The sequence below is a fragment of the Streptomyces adustus genome, from assembly GCF_009377175.1.
GTDB lineage: Bacteria > Actinomycetota > Actinomycetes > Streptomycetales > Streptomycetaceae > Streptomyces > Streptomyces adustus.
Genome location: NZ_VJZD01000080.1, coordinates 1 through 17044, shown reverse-complemented (window position 1 = coordinate 17044; position 17044 = coordinate 1). Strand labels below are relative to the sequence as shown.

General features: G+C 73.8%; 14 protein-coding genes. 6 read left to right on the top strand and 8 right to left on the bottom strand.

The genetic code is table 11. The features are described 5' to 3' along the window. The first annotated feature begins 25 nt into the window (after positions 1-25). A complete protein-coding gene (locus FNH09_RS20685) occupies positions 26-1012 on the top strand; it encodes an SCO2102 family sporulation regulator (RefSeq protein WP_152890134.1) in 987 nt (328 codons plus the stop codon). Positions 1013-1049: 37 nt separating this feature from the next. On the opposite strand, the gene FNH09_RS20680 is transcribed toward FNH09_RS20685, so the two are convergent. The 4 genes from FNH09_RS20680 to FNH09_RS20665 form a co-directional block, all read right to left on the bottom strand. After that, positions 1050-2573, bottom strand: a complete 1524-nt coding sequence (locus tag FNH09_RS20680) for a phytoene desaturase family protein (protein WP_152890132.1) — start codon at positions 2571-2573, stop codon at positions 1050-1052. A gap of 539 nt (positions 2574-3112) precedes the next feature. Beyond that, a complete protein-coding gene (locus FNH09_RS20675; RefSeq protein WP_152890129.1) occupies positions 3113-3751 on the bottom strand; it encodes a TetR/AcrR family transcriptional regulator in 639 nt (212 codons plus the stop codon). A gap of 47 nt (positions 3752-3798) precedes the next feature. Continuing rightward, on the bottom strand, positions 3799-5883 hold the full coding sequence (locus FNH09_RS20670) for a YhgE/Pip domain-containing protein (protein WP_152890127.1): 2085 nt from the start codon (positions 5881-5883) through the stop codon (positions 3799-3801). Further along, on the bottom strand, positions 5855-6868 hold the full coding sequence (locus FNH09_RS20665) for an ATP-binding cassette domain-containing protein (protein WP_420802767.1): 1014 nt from the start codon (positions 6866-6868) through the stop codon (positions 5855-5857). Before FNH09_RS20665 ends, FNH09_RS20670 begins: the two co-directional genes overlap by 29 nt. Positions 6869-7017: 149 nt before the next feature. Here FNH09_RS20665 and FNH09_RS20660 point away from each other — a divergent pair, with 149 nt between their 5' ends. The 3 genes from FNH09_RS20660 to FNH09_RS20650 all read left to right on the top strand — a co-directional run bounded on the left by FNH09_RS20660 (position 7018) and on the right by FNH09_RS20650 (position 9207). Continuing rightward, the gene (locus tag FNH09_RS20660) at positions 7018-7536 is read left to right on the top strand and encodes an SAV_6107 family HEPN domain-containing protein (protein WP_152890125.1); all 519 of its coding nucleotides are present in this window, start codon (positions 7018-7020) and stop codon (positions 7534-7536) included. Between the two features lie 240 nt (positions 7537-7776). After that, the gene (locus FNH09_RS20655; RefSeq protein ID WP_162468857.1) at positions 7777-8547 is read left to right on the top strand and encodes a methyltransferase; all 771 of its coding nucleotides are present in this window, start codon (positions 7777-7779) and stop codon (positions 8545-8547) included. Positions 8548-8814: 267 nt separating this feature from the next. Beyond that, positions 8815-9207, top strand: a complete 393-nt coding sequence (locus FNH09_RS20650) for a DUF3040 domain-containing protein (protein ID WP_162468856.1) — start codon at positions 8815-8817, stop codon at positions 9205-9207. Positions 9208-9451: 244 nt separating this feature from the next. On the opposite strand, the gene FNH09_RS20645 is transcribed toward FNH09_RS20650, so the two are convergent. The 4 genes from FNH09_RS20645 to FNH09_RS20630 form a co-directional block, all read right to left on the bottom strand. After that, complete coding sequence (locus FNH09_RS20645) at positions 9452-11959, bottom strand: transglutaminase TgpA family protein (protein ID WP_152890121.1); 2508 nt, start codon at positions 11957-11959, stop codon at positions 9452-9454. Next, complete coding sequence (locus FNH09_RS20640) at positions 11956-13338, bottom strand: DUF58 domain-containing protein (protein WP_152890119.1); 1383 nt, start codon at positions 13336-13338, stop codon at positions 11956-11958. The genes FNH09_RS20645 and FNH09_RS20640 overlap by 4 nt, the downstream gene beginning before the upstream one ends. After that, positions 13338-14375, bottom strand: coding sequence for an AAA family ATPase (locus FNH09_RS20635; protein ID WP_162468855.1), 1038 nt, complete (start codon positions 14373-14375; stop codon positions 13338-13340). Before FNH09_RS20635 ends, FNH09_RS20640 begins: the two co-directional genes overlap by 1 nt. Before the next feature lie 192 nt (positions 14376-14567). Further along, on the bottom strand, positions 14568-15113 hold the full coding sequence (locus FNH09_RS20630; RefSeq protein ID WP_152890117.1) for a beta-class carbonic anhydrase: 546 nt from the start codon (positions 15111-15113) through the stop codon (positions 14568-14570). 387 nt (positions 15114-15500) lie between these two features. On the opposite strand from FNH09_RS20630, the gene rsmH reads away from it, so the two are divergent. Both rsmH and ftsL read left to right on the top strand, forming a co-directional pair. Next, positions 15501-16457, top strand: coding sequence for a 16S rRNA (cytosine(1402)-N(4))-methyltransferase RsmH (gene rsmH, locus FNH09_RS20625; protein ID WP_152890115.1), 957 nt, complete (start codon positions 15501-15503; stop codon positions 16455-16457). 71 nt (positions 16458-16528) lie between these two features. Beyond that, a partial coding sequence (gene ftsL / locus FNH09_RS20620) for a cell division protein FtsL (protein ID WP_338017627.1) occupies positions 16529-17044 on the top strand: 516 nt, incomplete at its 3' end.

The following is a 17044-nucleotide window of genomic DNA, read 5'->3' as shown; positions in this document are numbered from 1 at the left end:
AGCGGCCACTGGGAGAGGGGCGTACATGGGCTGGACGGTCCTCTACATCGCGTTCGGCATCGTCGCACTGTGGCTGCTCGGCGAGGTGCTGTTGCAGTACAAGGCGCGGTTGCGCTGGCGCCTGCTCGCCTTCGGCGGCTTCCTCGGCGTCGTGCTCGGTGTGCTGATCCCGTCCGTGATCGTGATCGGACTGGGCGCCGCGGCCTTCGCGGTCGGCCAGACCTACGTCACCCTGTCGTTCCGGCGCGGCTTCGCGGCCGGCTGGGCGGTCAAGCGCCCGGACGAGGACGACGAGGGTGTCGGTGCCGTCGCGGGCTTCGCGCGCCGCCGCGGCCGGGCGGAGGAGGACTCGGACCTGGAGGACTCCGGCCAGGACGCCCACACGGACGGTTACGACGACGGCGATCGCGCCGACGACACGGCGGCGTACGCGCCGGAGAAGGCCGCCTACCTCCAGGACGACGGCTACGAGCGCGACGACGTGTTCACCGCGGACCGGTCCGGCGAGCCCGCGGCCGCCGAGTCCACCGCGGTCTACGAGCCGCAGCCGATGCCCGACGACACCGGCTCCTACGGCGTCTACGGCAACAACTCCTACGCCGCCAACGGCCAGCCGCAGGACCAGTACGCGACGGCCGCCCAGGGCGCCGACCAGTCGTACTCCTACGACGGCTACTCCGGCTACCAGCAGTACGGGTACGACACCACCGGCCAGCAGCAGCAGTACGCGGCCTACTCCGACCCGTACGGCGGCACCCAGACCTACGGCGACGGCACCTCGTACGACACCTCCGGTTACGGCAACCAGTACGGCCAGCAGAACTACGGCCAGGACCAGTACGCCGGCTACGGGGGCGAGACCCCGGCCGGCGGGGTGTGGGTGCCGCAGCAGCGCAGCACCGACGGCCAGTACGGCGGCGAGCACGACCAGGGGCAGCAGCAGTACCCGTACCAGGGCGACGGCCAGCAGCAGGGCAACGGCAACGGTTACGACGAGCAGTACCGTTTCTGAAGGCCCGGGGACCGTCGGGTCCCCGGGGCCACGGCCCTCACTGCGAGCCCTGGAAGTCCGGCCCCTCCACGATCAGTCCGGCCACCAGCGCGCCCGACATCCCGGCGTGCGGGAGACCGCCGCCGGGATGCGACCGGCCGCCCACCCGGTACAGCCCCGGCAGCGCGGTGACGTTGGACGGCCGCAGGAAGCGGCCGGCACCGGCGGCCAGCGCGGGGGCGGCGAGCGCGCCGAACCCTGACTCCGTCCCCTCGCCCCCGGCGCCCGGGGCGCGTACCTCGCGCCACAGCAGTCGCTCGCGCAGCCCGGGCACGGCCTGCTCGGCGGCCTCGACGAGCAGGTCCGCGAACCGTTCCTCGGCGCCCTTCGCGACGGGCGCCGACACGGCCGACAGCACCACGGACTCGTGCTCCGCGTCGGGGCGCAGGGCGGGGTCGTCCGGCCGCAGCACCGTCACGGTGGGCCGCACCGGCTCGTCCCCGGCGCGGTGCAGGCGGTCCAGCTCGGCCGTGCGGTCGGGGGCGTGCACGACCGTCCGGTGGGCGGCACCGGGCCCGGGGCGCCCGCGCAGCGCCAGGAACACCGTGAACCGGCCGGGGGCGACCTCGACCTCGGCCTCGGCCCCGGCCGCGGGCCCGGTCGTGGGCCGCAGGTCGTCGGGTCCGTACAGCTCGTGCCCGGTCATGGCGCTCAACCGCTCGGGCGCCACGCCCGCCACCACGTGGTCCGCCTCCACCAGCGACCCGTCGGCCAGCTCCACCCCCGCGGCCCGCCCGTCCTTGTCCAGGATCCGGCGGACCTCGGCCTCGAACACGAACTCGACCCGGCGGTCCAGGCACCGCTCGTACACGGCGCGCGCCAGCTCGCGCATGCCACCGCGGACGTACCAGGTGCCGAAGGCGTGCTCCATGTACGGCAGCACGGCCGCGCTCGCCGGGGTGTCCCGCGGGTCCAGGCCGTAGCCGAGGGCGTGGCTCTCCAGCAGCGCGGTGAGCCGGGGGTCGCGCAGTTCCCAGGCGCCGATCTCGGCGAGCGTGCCGGCCTGCCGGGTGCGCAGCAGCCGCTTGTGCGGGACCGCCGGGTAGGGCTCACGCTCGGCCAGCACCCGCCAGTCGGCCCACAGGGGCTCTTCGAGCAGCGGCCGGCGGGTGCGGTCCCAGGCCTCCCGGGCCCGCACCAGGAAGTCGCCCCAGCGCTGCCCGGCTCCCGCCCCGAGGGCCAGGTCCAGGGCGGAGACGACGCCCGCGCGGGAGGCGTTGGGCAGCGAGACCTCCGAGCCGTCCGCGAAGACGTGCCGCGCGGACGGGTCGACCTGGACCAGCTCGACGCACTCCTCCAGCGGCTGCCGGCCGGTCTTGACGAACAGGTCCCGGTAGACCGCGGGCACCGCCAGCAGGCCGGGACCGGTGTCGAATCCGAACCCGTCCCGTTCGAAGCGGCGCACCGCACCGCCGTACGTCCCCGTCCGCTCGTACACCGCCACCCGGTGGCCCGCGACGGCCAGCCGGGCAGCGGCCGCCATCGCGCCCATCCCGGCGCCGATCACCGCAATCCGTGCCATGCCTGCGACTTTATCGACCGCCACCGACAGCCCGGGCCGCGGCCGGTCGGTCCGGCGCCGATCCCGGGCGCGCTGTCCGGTCGCCGGTGGACACCGGGGGGAGTACGGGCACGTCCGCGATCGAAGCCATGCGGCGACGGCGCGGCATGGGCGCAACTGCGCACGGCTGAGTACCTGTACCTAGGGGGCGAGATGAGTACGCGCGCGGATGGGGCGCGACCTGCGGGAACGAGAGAGTGGAGGCACGGGAAGGGGCCCGGGTCCGGCACCGCCGACACGGGGCGGCGGAACGGTCCGGCCCTCGACCGCTCCTTCCGCCGACCCGGTCGGCGGGAGCGAGACACGGGGGATCCCGGGGGAACGACCGAACGGGGAACCGGCGGGGGAGCACGGGGAAGGACCGGAAAAACGGGGAAACACGGGGGTACGGCGAAGTGCCGGTCCGGAACGGCCGCGGGGGGACGCGGCCGGGACGGACCGGCACTTTCGTGTGCGGCGCTCGGCCGCGTGGGGTGAGCGCCGCGCGGGAGCGACAGGGCCTAGTGGCCTTGGTGGCTGCCGCTGACCCGGCCCTGGAGCAGCCGGGACAGCGCCGCGTGCACGTCGTCCAGCGACCGTTCCGGCTGGAACGCCTGCCAGTCCAGGGCGGCCACCAGCACCATGCCGACCAGCGCGGCCGCGGTCAGCTGCACATCGATCTCGTCGCTGAACTCACCGCGCTCGATGCCCTCGCGCAGCACCCCCTCGACGACCGCCACCGCCTGCTGCCGCACCATCATGAGCGTCGACTGCCAGGCCCGGTTGGTCCGCCATAGCTCCGCCACGTACAGCTGGGTGAAGGCCGGATAGCGGTCGATGAAGACGAGCCCGGCGCGGATCATCGCGTCCAGGGCGTCGACCTTCGTGCCGCCCTCGCGCTCGGTGCGCGCGGCGGCGTCCCGCAGGGACGCGGTCAGCAGTCCCACGCCGTGCCGCAGCAGCTCCTCGAAGAGGACCGACTTGCTCGCGAAGTTGTAGTAGACCGTGCCTTTGGCGACCCCGGCACGCTCGGCGATCTCGTCCACCGTGGTGGCGGAGAAACCCTGCTCGGCGATGAGCGTGACGGCGGCCTCGTAGAGCTTCTGCCGGGTGGCCTCGCGGCGCGTGCTGCCGCTCGACGTGGCGCTGCTGCTTTCCATGGCGTCGATTCTCACAGCAACCGCGCCCCGGTCCGGTCCCCGGGGGATCACAGGGTCAGCTCCGGATGCAGCCGGTCGAGCGTCCACACCTGGCGGCGGCGCGCCGACAGCGCGGTCAGCGCGAGGGCGCCCGCGGTGAACGCGACGAGCACGGCACACGCCTGCCACACCGGGCCCAGGCCGCCGCCCGTGATGAGCCGCCTGAGGGCCGCGACGACGTAACTCATCGGCAGGAAGGGGTGGATCGCGTCGAAGAAGCGGGGACTGGTCTGTACGGGGTACGTGCCGCCCGCCGACGTCAGCTGGAGCATCAGCAGGGCCAGGACGAGGATCCGGCCTGCCGCTCCGAAGCGCGCGTTGAGCCACTGCACGAGCGCCGCGAAGCACGCCGACACCAGGAACAGGAAGCCGACGGTCCCGGCCGCCCGGGTCATCTCCAGCCCGATCGCCCAGTGCAGCACGGCCATCAGGGCCGTCGTCTGGAGCACGCCGACCGCGACCACGGGCAGCCAGCCGGCCAGCGCGATCCGCCAGGCCGGGGCGCCCGCGGCGAGCGCGCGCCGGTTCAGCGGCGCGATCAGCATGTACGCCACCATCGCGCCGACCCACAGGGACAGCGGGATGAAGTACGGGGCGAACCCGGTGCCGTAGTTGGGCGCCTTGTGCAGGTTCTGCGAGGCCAGCTTGACCGGGTCGGCCATGACCCCGGTGCGCCGGTCGCGGTCCTGCTCGTCGTAGTCGGGGATCCGCGCGGCGCCGTCGTGCAGGCCGCCCGCCAGGGTGCCGGAGCCGTCGACGAGCTTGTACATGCCGCCGTTCAGGTCGTCGGCGCCCGAGCTGAGCCGGCCGACGCCCGCGTCGAGGTCGCCCGCGCCGGTCCGGGCGGTGCCGAGTCCGGTGTGCAGCCGCTTCGCCCCGGCGGCGACCCGGGCGGCCCCGGCGTTCAGCTTGTCGATCTTGGAGACGGCGTCGTCGAGGTCCTCGGAGAGGTGCGGCGCGCGGTCGGCCAGCGCGCGGGCCTGCTTCTGGAGCAGGGCGAGCTGCGTGTCGAGCTTCTTCAGGTCGCCGTCCTGGTCGGCGATCAGGGTGTTGAGGTCGTCGGCGATCGACGCCACGTCGGTGGCGGCCTCCTGGGCCTTCTTCAGATCGACGCACGCGGTGTCGGGCAGCACCGGGGTCGCGCAGCGCCGCTCGTAGACGTCGTGCAGGGTGTCCGAGGCCGCGTGGGCGCCGTCGGCGGCGGCCGGAGCCGTCTTCACCAGGATGCCGAGGTTTCGACGGATCGCGCCCGCCGAGTCGGCGACCAGCCGGGCGGTGTCGCCGATGGTCTTCTCGTTCTGCGCGACGAACGGGCCCACCGTGTCCGCGATGCCGTCGACCCGGTCGGCGAGCGCCTGGGTGCCCTCGGCGACCTGCCGCGAGCCGTCCGCCAGGTCACCGGCGCCCGAGTCGAGCTTCTTCAGGCCCCGGGCCAGCTCGGTGCTGCCGGTACGGGCGTCCACCAGGCCGTCGGCGAGGTCCTTCGAGCCCTGCTCGGCCTTGCCGATGCCGTTCTTGAGCCGGTCGGCACCGTCGGCCGCCTTCACCGTCTGCCCGTGGATGTCGGAGAACGAGACGAAGATCCGGTCCAGGAAGGACCGCGACGCCTTCGTCGACGCCGCCGTGCGCACCTCGCCGAACACCGTCCGCGAGATCTGCCCGACGATGTAGTTGTTCGCGTCGTTCGTGCGCACCTGGAGCGCGCCCGTCTCGGGGGAGTCACCCGAACTGGAGGCGATCCGCCGGCTGAGGTCGGCGGGCATGGTCAGCGACAGGTAGTACGTGCCGTCCTCCACGCCCGCGCGCGCCTCGGCCGCGCTCACCTCGTGCCACTCGAACGTCCTGCTGTCGCGCAGCCCTTCGGCGAGGTCGTGGCCCGCGTCGATCCGCTTCCCGCCGACCCGGGCCCCCTCGTCCTCGTTCACCAGGGCCACCGGGATGCGGTCGAGCCGGCTGTACGGGTCCCAGAACGAGCACAGGTAGAGCCCGCCGTACAGCAGCGGCAGCAGCAGGAGCGCGACCAGGGCGGCCCGGGGGAGCCTGCCCCGGCCGAAGCGGCGGAGCTCAAGAGCGGCCAGTCTCGGCGAGCGCATCGGCCGCCTCCTTCTTCGCGTCGGGGTGGGCGTCGGTGTCGACTTGGGGATCCGCGTCGGGATCAGTGCCGGGGGTTGCTTCGGGATCTGCGCCGGGGTCTGTGCTGGGGTCTGTGCCGGTGTCGGCTTCGGCGTCGGCATCCGTGGTGGGTGTGGGTGTGGGTGCGGGGTCCGTACCGGCGCTCGGCTCCGATCCGGTCCCGGATTCCGATCCGGTCCCGGATTCCGCGGCGGTCCCGGACTCCGTGCCGGGGCCGGGTGCCGTGGTGGCGGTCGGCCGGGTGGACACGGGCGTCGTGCCCTCGGGGGCCTCGCTGCACACCGCGACGACCGTGGTCCCGGCGTCGGCGATGGACCTCAACAGCGCCCACACGTCGGCCCGTTCGGCCGCGGAGAGCTTGAGGTCGGCGTCGTCGACGCCCAGCAGGCGGGGCCGTCCGATCAGTGCTAGCGCGACGGACAGCCGCAGCGCCTCCAGCCGCTCCAGGTCGCGCACGGCGGTACGCGAACCCTTGGGCAGGGTCGTCGGGTCCAGGCCCGCGGCGGCCAGCGCGGTGTCGACGCGCAGCCGTTCCTCGGCCGCCCGCTCCGCCCGGGGGCGCAGCAGCCCGCGCAGGGAGTCCCCGAACCGCCGCTGGAGCAGCGCCCGTTCGTGCAGATGCTCGCCGACGGTCAGGGCGGGGTCGAGGTCGGTGACACCGGCCACGTTGGCCGGCGCCCCGATCCGGCGCGCGGCCGCCGACTGCTTCGGCAGCCGGGCCCCGCCCACGGTCGCCGTGCCCTCGGTGGCCCTCATCCGTCCGGTGAGCGCGAGCAGCAGGCAACTGCGGCCCGACCCGGACGGTCCCTCGATCGCGATCAGCGCGCCCGGCTCCGCCTCGATCGAGACCCCGCGGAACGCCCAGCCGCGGGGGCCCTCGAGCCCGAAGTCCCGGGCCGTGACGGCGGCGCCGTCCCCGGCTCCCCCCATGCCCATCCCGTTCATCCCCTATTTTTGAACTGACTGGTCAGTGCAAAAACTAGCCCGAACCTTCGATCGAAGCAAAAGCGCAGGTCAGATCGGATTGTCAGTGGCATACCGCACGATGGGCACATACGGACACAGTGCCGTCACCAGACGACAGGAGGCTCGTCATGGCCAGCTCGAACGCAGCAGCCGCCCATCGGCGCCGCGCCACCGGCCCTGCCCCCTCACTGACCGGACCGGCGAGCGACGTACACCCCGTGCTGCGCCGGACCACGGCCCCGCCCGCCGCCCTCGACCTGCTCGCCCAGGCCCGTGCCGGACTCGACGAGGCCGCCGTCCTGGAAACACCGAACGAGCGCTATGCGACGGCCCACCTGGCCGCCCTGCGCACCGCCGCCGCCGTGCTCGCCGCGCGCGGCCGCCCGGAGACCAACCCCCGACGCCGGGCCAGGATCCGCAGCGCCTGGGAAGTGCTCCCCGAGATCGCGCCCGAACTCACCGAGTGGAGCGCGCTGTTCGCCGCCGGGGCCCGGCGGCGCGCCCGGGCGGAGGCGGGCATCCAGGGTGCCGCCAGCCGCCGGGACGCCGACGACCTGATACGCGACGTGGCGATGTTCGTCCGCATCGTCGAACGGCTGCTGGTGCTCCAGCCGGTGCTCCCGCAGGCACGCCAGGACGCGGGATGACCGGCGCCGTACCGGCCGCGAAGGACCCGCGGGCCGGGCGCCGGACCTCCGGCGCGACGCGCTGCCGGACGGGGCCCGGCGGGGGCCGACCGGCAGACGGACCGATGGCCGGGGGAGGGGCCCGAGGCAATAGGGTGGACAACGCCTGAAGCCGTCCCGCCGCCCGCACACCGGACCGGGAGGGCGCCCCCGTTCGCTCCGCCGTACCAGAGGCGGTGCCGTGCCGAGGAGTCGACTGCCGTGCCGGACCCGATGCGCCCCCGTGCCTCCCTCCGTACCGCCGTGGTCTGGGAGGTCCTCCAGGACGCCCTCGACCGCAGGGTCAAGGCCACCGGGCGTGAGTCGCTGGACGTCCTCGACAGCGGAGGCGGCAGCGGCAACTTCGCCGTGCCCGTCGCCCGGCTCGGCCACCGGGTCACCGTCGTCGACCCCAGCCCCAATGCGCTGTTCGCGCTGGAGCGCCGCGCCGCCGAGGCCGGGGTCGCCGACCGGGTGCAGGGCGTTCAGGGCGACGTCCACGGCCTGTTCGACGTGGTCGGGCGCGGCGGGTACGACGCCGTGCTCTGCCACGGCGTCCTGGAGTACGTGGAGGACCCCGCCGAGGGCGTGCGCAACGCGGTCGCCGCGCTGCGGACCGAAGGTGTCCTCAGCCTCCTCGCGGCCGGGCTCGGCGGCGCCGTGCTCGCGAGGGCCCTCGCCGGTCACTTCACCGAGGCCCGCCAGGCCCTGGGCGACCCGAACGGCCGCTGGGGCGCGGGCGACCCCGTGCCGCACCGCTTCACCGCCGAGCAGCTCACCGGGCTGGTCGAGGGCGCCGGTCTCCGGGTCGGCGCCGTGCACGGCGTGCGGATCTTCGCCGACCTCGTCCCCGGCGTGCTCGTCGACACCGAGCCCGGAGCCCTGGAGGCGCTGCTGAAGCTGGAGGAGGCCGCGGCCGAACTGCCGGCCTTCCACTCCGTGGCCACCCAGCTTCATGTGCTCGGTGAGACGCAGGAGGCCGCCGAGGCCTGAGCGGTGCACCGCTGATCAGGGGCTTGGCCGCAGATGGAGTACGCCACAGGCCCCCCGTTCGGGCGCTGTCCGCCGTATGATCGAGGCAGACCACCCGGCATGACGGGGCGGCCGCCGGGGAATGGAAGCCTCAGCGAGCCCGAACGTTCATGCCGGATTCTGGTTGGCCAATTGGTGTAGAGGGGCGGGTTTCACGGGGGCGATTCCCTGCCTATCCTGAAGGGACCCCCCGGGTCGCCCCGGCGACTGCACGATGAGGAGGACTCCGTGCCGCTCTCGGAGCACGAGCAGCGCATGCTCGAGCAGATGGAGCGAGCGCTGTACGCCGAAGATCCCAAGTTCGCGTCGGCGCTTGAGGGAAGCGGGCTGCGTACGTACACCCGGCGGCGGGTCTACCAGGCGGTCGCGGGCTTCCTCGTAGGTATTGCGCTCCTCATGGCCGGAATGGTCGCCAAGCAGGTCTGGCTGAGTGTGGTGGGCTTCCTCGTCATGCTGGGGTGCGCGGTGCTCGCCGTGACCGGCTGGCGCAAGGCCCCCAAGCCCGGCGAACAGCCTGCCGGGGCCGGGCCACAGGCCCGCCGTCAGGCACGAGCCAAGCGGTCCATGATGGACCGCATCGAACAGCGCTGGCAGCGGCGCCGTGACGAGCAGGGCCACTGAGGTTCCGACAGTTCTCAGAGCATCCCCGAGGGGGTGACCACCGCACGGTGGTCACCCCCTCGGTCATGTTCATCGGGTCGTGCTCCCGACGGCGTGGCCCAGGACCGCCGTTCCCGTCGCCCCCGTCGCCCCGTGCCCGCCGGGCCGCCGCCTCGCAGCACCCGCCGCCCGGCCGCTCCAGCGTCCGGGTGACCTCGTGGCCAGGTGCGGCCCGGTGGGCCGGCCGTGCGGCCGGCCCACCCGGTCAGCCGCTCTGCTCCCCGGAGGGCCGGCGACGATGCATCACGTCCGTCCACCGCGCGGCCCAGCCCGAGCGCAGCTCCGCCCAGCGGTTGCCGAGGTCCCACACCACGCGTACGGCGGACCGGGGCGCGAGAAGCGCCCGCACCCGGGCGGTCCGGCTCGCCCGCGCCCGCAGCGCCGTCCGCAGCACGCGCACGTCCCCGGCCAGACCGGGCTCGGCCCGCGGCTGCGGCGCGTACAGCACCTGCTCCACGGCCGACGCCACCCGGTGCACCGACCCGGCCGCGGGCTCCTCCAGATGCGCCAGCCGCACGATCCGGGTGGCCGCCCTGCGCGGTGTGAGCGCGTCGTCCGGCACGATGCCGTAGTCCCAGGCCGTGTCGGTGAGCTCGCGCCAGGCGGCCAGGACCTGCCCGGTGGCGATCGCGCCGGCCTGCCGGGACCCCGTCCCGTCCGGCGACAGCACCGTCATGTCCAGCTCGTCGGTGTGCTGCGCACCGGCGTGCCCCGGGCCGCCGGGCGGGGCCGCGCCCGGCGCGGACGGGGCGTGCCGGGCCGAGCCCAGCCGCACCGACCGGCGTCTGAGCCGCCACAGCATCGGCGACAGCGGAACCGCCACCACGGCCAGCCCCAGCAGGATCCAGCCCACGGTCTCGTACCAGTGACCGCCGCCGCCGTCCTGCCGCGCCGAGTCCGCGGGCAGCGCCCCCGCACAGCCCTCCAGCTTCTTGTCCTGCGCCGAGCAGCTCGTGCTCGGCGCAGGCGCGTCGGACGCCGCCGAGCCCGCCGAACGGCTCGCCTGCGGCTCGTCGGGAGTGCTGCTCCCGGACGACTCCGGCTGGGTGTACGACGGCGCCGAGCCCCGGGTGGGCGTCGGCTCGAAGCGGGTCCAGCCCACGCCCTGGAAGTACAGCTCGGGCCAGGCGTGCGCGTCCTTCAGCCCCACCGACACCGAGCCGTCCGACTGGAGGGAGCCCGGCGCGAAGCCCACCGCGACCCGGGCCGGAATGCCCAGCGTGCGGGCCATCGCGGCCATCGCGAAGGAGAAGTGTTCGCAGAAGCCCTCCTTGTCCTCCAGGAAGCGGGCTATCGCGTTGGGGCCGGTGCCGACCTTGACCTCGGTGTTGTACTGGAAGCCGCCATCGACGGCGAAGTAGTCCTGGAGCTTGACCGCCTTCGCGTAGTCGGTCACCGCGCCGTCGGTGATCGTGCGGGCGGTGCGCGCCACCACCGAAGGCAGCGATTCCGGCACCTTCGTGTACTCCTCGCGCAGCCCTTCGGGCGCCAGCGGCGACGCGGCGAGCTGCTCGGCCGTCGGCAGCACCTCCAGGCTCTTCACCTCGTAGCTCGCGCCGCCGGTGGTCTGGCCGCGATGGCCGACGAGCGTCATGGTCTCGGGCTCGTAGCGCCAGTTGCCCTTGACGGTCACGGCGCTCGGCGGGTACGGCATCGGCAGCCAGCCCTGGGCGTACCAGCTGGCGGCCGAGATCCGGGTCGTGATCTCCGCCCGTCTCACGTCGGCGCCCAGCCCGGTCGGCGTGGGCAGCTCGTCCGGCACGGCGACTTCGGGTCGCTTCGAGGACGTCCAGGTGGTGCCGTCGAACGCGTCCAGGGACAAGATCCGCAGATACATGTCGGAGAGGGTCGGGTTGTTGGTGCGCAGCACCAGCACCGTGCGGTCCTTCTGCACGTTCAGGCTGTCCTTCAGCGCCACCAGCGGGTTCACCGCCGCGGCAGTGCCGTCCCCGATGCCCGTGCCCACCCCGGTCCTGGCACTGTCCAGCAGGCCGTCCTGTATCGCGGGCAGCGGCAGCAGCGGTACCGCCAGGGCGATGCCGAGCGAGACGGCGCCGATCCGCCGGCCGGTGCGCACCGGTGCCGAGGGGCCGGACTCGCCGCCCGGGGTGCGCGGTGTCCCGCCGAAGACCCGGCCCCACTGGGAGAGACGCTCCCGGCTCTCGGACAGCAGCAGCACCAGATAGCCGGCCGCCGCGAGCAGGAAGAAGAACCAGTCGGCGGTGCCGTCCGAGATGCCCGCGGCCACCGAGTACAGCGCCAGCAGCGGCAGACCGGCCGGGGCCGCGCTGCGGAAGGTCACCGCGACGGTGTCCACCAGCAGCCCGATCACCAGCACACCGCCGACGAGCATCAGCCGGATGCCGTCGGACAGCGGGGCCGGTATCGCGTACCGCCCCACGTCCTCGATGCCCGACCGGAACAGCTCGCCGAAGGTGCGGAAGGTGTCCGGGCCGGGCAGCAGCCCGCCCAGGGACTGCTGCCGGGCGAAGAGCAGGGTCAGCAGCACCAGCGTGACCAGGACCTGGGCCAGCACGGTCAGCGTCCGGGCCAGCGGTACCCGGCGGGTGGCCGCGCCCACGCCCGACTGGATCGCCAGCAGGACGGCGGCCTCCAGCAGCCAGCCGACCGAGTCGACCAGGGGCAGCAGGGCGCTCGCCGCGAGCAGCGTGGCCGCCCAGGCGCAGAGTGTCAGTCGTGCCCGCCCGCTCATGACCCGCTCTCCCCACCGGTCGTCGCGCCCGTCGCGCCCGTGGCGGCGAGATGGGCGCGATCCCGGTCCGCCTGACGCCAGAGGTCCTCCAGCAGGGCGCCCCGCGGCGCGCTCAGGGCCGTCCAGCCCGCCTCGCGCAGGGTCCGCAGCCGCTCCTGCCGCCCGCCCGCCGGGCCGGGCCCGTCCGGTGTCCCGGGCCCCCAGGTGTCGCCGTCCACCAGGAAGGCGAGCGCGGCACCGCTGCGCCGGCGCATCTTGGCGGCCACCGCCGCCTGTTCCTCGTCGAGCTCGCCGAAGAACGCCACCAGCAGTCCCTCGTTCCCGCCGCGCAGCAGGTCGTACGCCCGGGACAGGTCCGTGCCGTCCGAGTGGTCGATCACCGCCAGCGTGTCCATCATCAGCCCGGCCGCTTCCGCCGACTCCTGGCCGGCGGCCGCGAAGCCGTCCGCGCCCTCGCTCGGCACCGCCCTGCCGTCGTCCGTGACCAGCCGCACGGAGAAGCCCCGCTCCAGCATGTGGACCAGGACCGACGCGGCGCCCGCGACGGCCCACTCGAAGGCCGAGTCGGGACCGGCGCCGTGGAAGGCGAGGCCCCGGGTGTCGAGGAGCACCGTGCAGCGCGCGCGCTGCGGCTGCTCCTCGCGGCGCACCATCAGCTCGCCGTAGCGCGCGGTGGAGCGCCAGTGCACGCGGCGCAGGTCGTCGCCGTGGCGGTAGCCGCGCGGGATCACGTCGTCCTCGCCGGCCAGTGCCAGCGACCGCTGGCGTCCGTCGCCGTACCCCTTCGCCTCGCCGGTCAGCCGGACCGGCGGCAGCGATGTCACGCGCGGGGTGACGGTCAGGATGTCGTGCGCCGAGAAGGACCGGGTGAGCTCGCACATCCCGAACGGGTCGGTCAGCCGCAGTTGCAGGGGGCCCAGCGGATAGCGGCCGCGCAGGTCGGAGCGGACCCGGTAGGACACCTCGCGGCGGCCGCCCGCCTCCACCCGGTCCAGCACGAAGCGGGGACGCGGGCCGAGCACGTACGGCACCCGGTCCTGGAGCATGAGCAGGCCGGTGGGCAGCCTGGAGACGTTGTCCATCCGCAGATGGACCCGGGCCTCGCTGCTCGCGGGCACCCGCGCGGGGGCGAGCCGGCGGCTGCCGGCCACCCGGTAGCGCGTGCGGTGCAGCACGGCCGTGCAGACCAGCGGCAGCACCGCGAGGAGCAGGCCGACCCGCAGCAGGTCGGCCTGTCCCAGGACATAGGCGCAGACGGCGGCCGCGACCCCGGCGGCCAGGAACGAGCGGCCGCGGGTGGTCAGCCCCGCCAGGGCCGCGCGGATGCCTCCCTGCTGCCCCCGGTCGGCGTCCGTGTGGCCCGTCCCCCCGGAGGTCATCACAGCCTCCGCGGCGGCCGCTGCGGGTAGGCCGGGGCGTCGTGCGCCAGGCCGTAGCCGCTCTGCTGCTGGGGTGCGGACGGCACCGGCGTGCGCTGGAGGATCTCTTCGACGACCTGTTCCGACGTACGCCGGTTGATCTGGGCCTGCGCGGTGGGCAGCAGCCGGTGGGCCAGGACCGGGACGGCGAGCGCCTGCACGTCGTCCGGCAGGGCGTAGTCCCGGCCGGCGAGGGCCGCGGACGCCTTCGACGCGCGCAGCAGATGCAGCGTCGCGCGCGGGGAGGCACCGAGTCTGAGATCGGGGTGGGTGCGCGTGGCCGAGACCAGCTCCACGGCGTATCTGCGGACCGCCTCGGCGACATGGACGCCCCGGACGGCCTCCACCAGCTTCACGATGTCGTGCGCGTGCGCCACCGGCTGGAGGTCGTCCAGCGGGCTCGCCCCGCCGTGCACGTCGAGCATCTGCAACTCGGCCTCCGCGCTGGGGTATCCCATGGACACGCGGGCCATGAAGCGGTCGCGCTGGGCCTCGGGCAGCGGGTAGGTGCCCTCCATCTCGACCGGGTTCTGCGTGGCCACCACCATGAAGGGGCTGGGCAGTTCGTACGTCTGCCCGTCGATGGTGACCTGGCGCTCCTCCATCGACTCCAGCAGCGCGGACTGGGTCTTGGGCGAGGCGCGGTTGATCTCGTCGCCGATCACGATCTGCGCGAAGATCGCCCCCGGCTTGAACTCGAAGCCCCGCTGCTGCTGGTCCCAGATGGACACGCCGGTGATGTCCGACGGCAGCAGGTCGGGAGTGAACTGGATACGTCGCACCGAACAGTCGACGGACCGCGCCAGAGCCTTCGCCAGCATCGTCTTGCCGACGCCGGGGACATCCTCGATCAGAAGATGCCCCTCGGCGAGCAGCACGGTCAGCGAAAGCCGTACGACCTCGGGCTTGCCCTCGATCACCCCTTCCACCGAACTGCGGACACGCTCCACAGTGGCGGTCAGATCAGTGAGGCTCGCTCGATCGTCATAGGTCGTCACCCGGCCCTCCTCGGCCCGTACTTTCCGGGCCGACGCACCGTGACGCGGACCGGCCCACCCCGAAAACGGACGCCGCGCGGAAGGGTTCCACGCGACATCACCCCTGCATTCTTGCCGCCGTTACCGATTCGTGTCACTCGCCTGTGGACAACTGGCTGCGATATGTCGGGGCTTACGGGGGTTGATACGGGGCTAGGCCGGGTCCGTCTCACGCAGCAGGCCGGTCTTCACATCGAAGACGAAGCCGCGCACGTCGTCGGTGTGCAGCAGGAACGGCGAGGTGCGCACGCGCTGCATCGACTGGCGCACGTCCTGCTCGACGTCCCGGAACGCCTCCACCGCCCAGGCGGGGCGCTGGCCGACCTCCATCTCCAGATCGTGGCGGAACTCCTCGGTGAGGGTCTCCAGACCACAGCCGGTGTGGTGGATGAGCACCACGCTGCTGGTGCCCAGCGCGCGCTGACTGATGGTGAGGGAGCGGATCACGTCGTCGGTGACCACACCGCCGGCGTTGCGGATGGTGTGGCAGTCGCCCAGATTCAGGCCGAGCGCTGCGTGCAGGTCGAGACGGGCGTCCATGCAGGCCACGACGGCGACACGCAGGACGGGACGGGCGTCCATGCCGGGGTCGGTGAACGCGGCGGCGTACTGGCCGTTCGCCTCGACCAGGCGGTCGGTCACGGTACCGCCGGATATGGCCGGCCCGGAGCCGGTGGGAACCGATGCAGAAGGCGTCATGGTTATGACCGTACTGGTCACAGCCGGTCCCGTCGCGATGTGAGAGGGGGAAATAAGATCCATTGTGTCCTCTTGTGAGCTAACCCACACAGGTGGTGCCTGTGCCTCCGCCGGGGTGATTTTCCCCGGTTTGCCGCTTCGTACGCACCCCGGCACGCGACGCGCAGGCCGGTTGATTGACCGGGCCACACGGTGGACTAAAGTGACGCGAAGGCGGGAGGCGACACCCTCACTGCCGCATGGATACCCCCGAAGACCCCGGCGCGCTGTCCGGAGATCTCCCCACGTGCGCGGCGCGTACGTACGGCTCGGCCTCCTCCCGCTCCCGGCTGGGGGGAGGGTGGGGACCCGGCGGTGCGTGGGCCGCGCCGGACCTGAGAGGGCCCCTTGAGCCAGAGTCGACACGTCCCGGTGATGCTCCAGCGGTGCCTGGACCTGTTGGCCCCCGCGCTCGGGCGGCCGGGAGCGGTGGTCGTCGACTGCACCCTCGGCCTCGGCGGACACAGCGAGGCCCTGCTGACGCAGTTCCCCGAAGCCCGGCTCGTCGCCCTCGACCGCGACAAGGAGGCCCTGCGCCTGTCCGGCGAGCGGCTCGCCCCCTTCGGCGAACGCGCCACCCTGGTGCACGCGGTCTACGACGAACTCCCCGACGTCCTCGACCGGCTCGGCATCCCCCGCGTCCAGGGCGTCCTGTTCGACCTCGGCGTCTCCTCCATGCAACTCGACGAGGCCGACCGCGGCTTCGCCTACGCCCAGGACGCCCCGCTCGACATGCGGATGGACCAGACGACCGGCATGAGCGCCGCCGAGGTCCTCAACACCTACCCGGCCGGCGAACTCGTCCGGATCCTGCGGGCCTACGGCGAGGAGAAGCAGGCCAAGCGGATCGTGAGCGCCGTCGTGCGCGAGCGCGAGAAGGAGCCGTTCAGCAACAGCGCACGGCTGGTGGAGCTGATCCGGGACGCGCTGCCGCAGGCCGCCAAGCGCACCGGCGGCAACCCGGCCAAGCGCACCTTCCAGGCCCTGCGGATCGAGGTCAACGGCGAACTGTCCGTCCTGGAACGGGCGATCCCGGCGGCCGTGAAGTCGCTCGCCGTGGGCGGCCGGATCGCCGTCCTGTCGTACCACTCGCTGGAGGACCGCCTGGTCAAGCAGGTGTTCGCGGCCGGCGCCGCGACCACCGCGCCGCCCGGGCTGCCGGTCGTGCCCGAGCGCTACCAGCCCCGGCTCAAGCTGCTGACGCGCGGCGCCGAGCTTCCCACCGAGGCGGAGGTCGCCGAGAACCGGCGGGCCGCCCCGGCCCGCCTGCGCGGGGCCGAGCGCATCCGGGAGGACGTCGAGTGACGCCGGCGCAGCGGCGGCCCGGCCGGCCCGGCCGCGGACCCGGATCCGCGATCCCACCGGGCAAAGGGCGCGTGAGCAGGAAACCCGAGCTGAAGGGGCGGGCCGCCCGGCTCGCGCGGCTGTTTCCCGCGGGCCGGGCCCGGGCGGCCCGGACCCCGTTCGTCCTTCTCGTCGTCCTGCTGCTCGGCGGTGGCCTCATCGGTCTCCTCGTGCTGAACTCGGCGCTCAGCGAAGGCTCGTTCAGGCTGGACGACCTCAAGACCGACACCAAGAACCTCACCGACGAGGAACAGGCGCTCCAACGGGACGTGGACTCCTACTCCGCCCCCGACGCCCTCCAGCGCCGTGCCCGCGAGCTCGGCATGGTCCCCGGCGGCGACCCGGCCTTCCTGAACCGGGACGGCACCGTGAAGGGTGTCCCCTCGGCCGCGCCCCGGCAGTCCTCCGCCGAACTCCCCCTCGCGCTGCGCCCGCCGGAGGTGGCCGCCTCCGCGTCCGTCTCCTCGTCCGCCCCGGTGACGGCCACCGCGTCCGCCTCCCCGTCCGCCCCGGTGACGGCCGCCGCCTCCGGCGCGACGGCCGGCCCG

Coding starts and splice junctions, on each gene's coding strand:
- FNH09_RS20685 (WP_152890134.1), top strand. CDS start 26: ATGGGCTGGACGGTCCTCTACATCGCGTTCGGCATCGTCGCACTGTGG.
- FNH09_RS20680 (WP_152890132.1), bottom strand. CDS start 2,573: ATGGCACGGATTGCGGTGATCGGCGCCGGGATGGGCGCGATGGCGGCC.
- FNH09_RS20675 (WP_152890129.1), bottom strand. CDS start 3,751: ATGGAAAGCAGCAGCGCCACGTCGAGCGGCAGCACGCGCCGCGAGGCC.
- FNH09_RS20670 (WP_152890127.1), bottom strand. CDS start 5,883: ATGCGCTCGCCGAGACTGGCCGCTCTTGAGCTCCGCCGCTTCGGCCGG.
- FNH09_RS20665 (WP_420802767.1), bottom strand. CDS start 6,868: ATGAACGGGATGGGCATGGGGGGAGCCGGGGACGGCGCCGCCGTCACG.
- FNH09_RS20660 (WP_152890125.1), top strand. CDS start 7,018: ATGGCCAGCTCGAACGCAGCAGCCGCCCATCGGCGCCGCGCCACCGGC.
- FNH09_RS20645 (WP_152890121.1), bottom strand. CDS start 11,959: ATGAGCGGGCGGGCACGACTGACACTCTGCGCCTGGGCGGCCACGCTG.
- FNH09_RS20640 (WP_152890119.1), bottom strand. CDS start 13,338: ATGACCTCCGGGGGGACGGGCCACACGGACGCCGACCGGGGGCAGCAG.
- FNH09_RS20630 (WP_152890117.1), bottom strand. CDS start 15,113: ATGACGCCTTCTGCATCGGTTCCCACCGGCTCCGGGCCGGCCATATCC.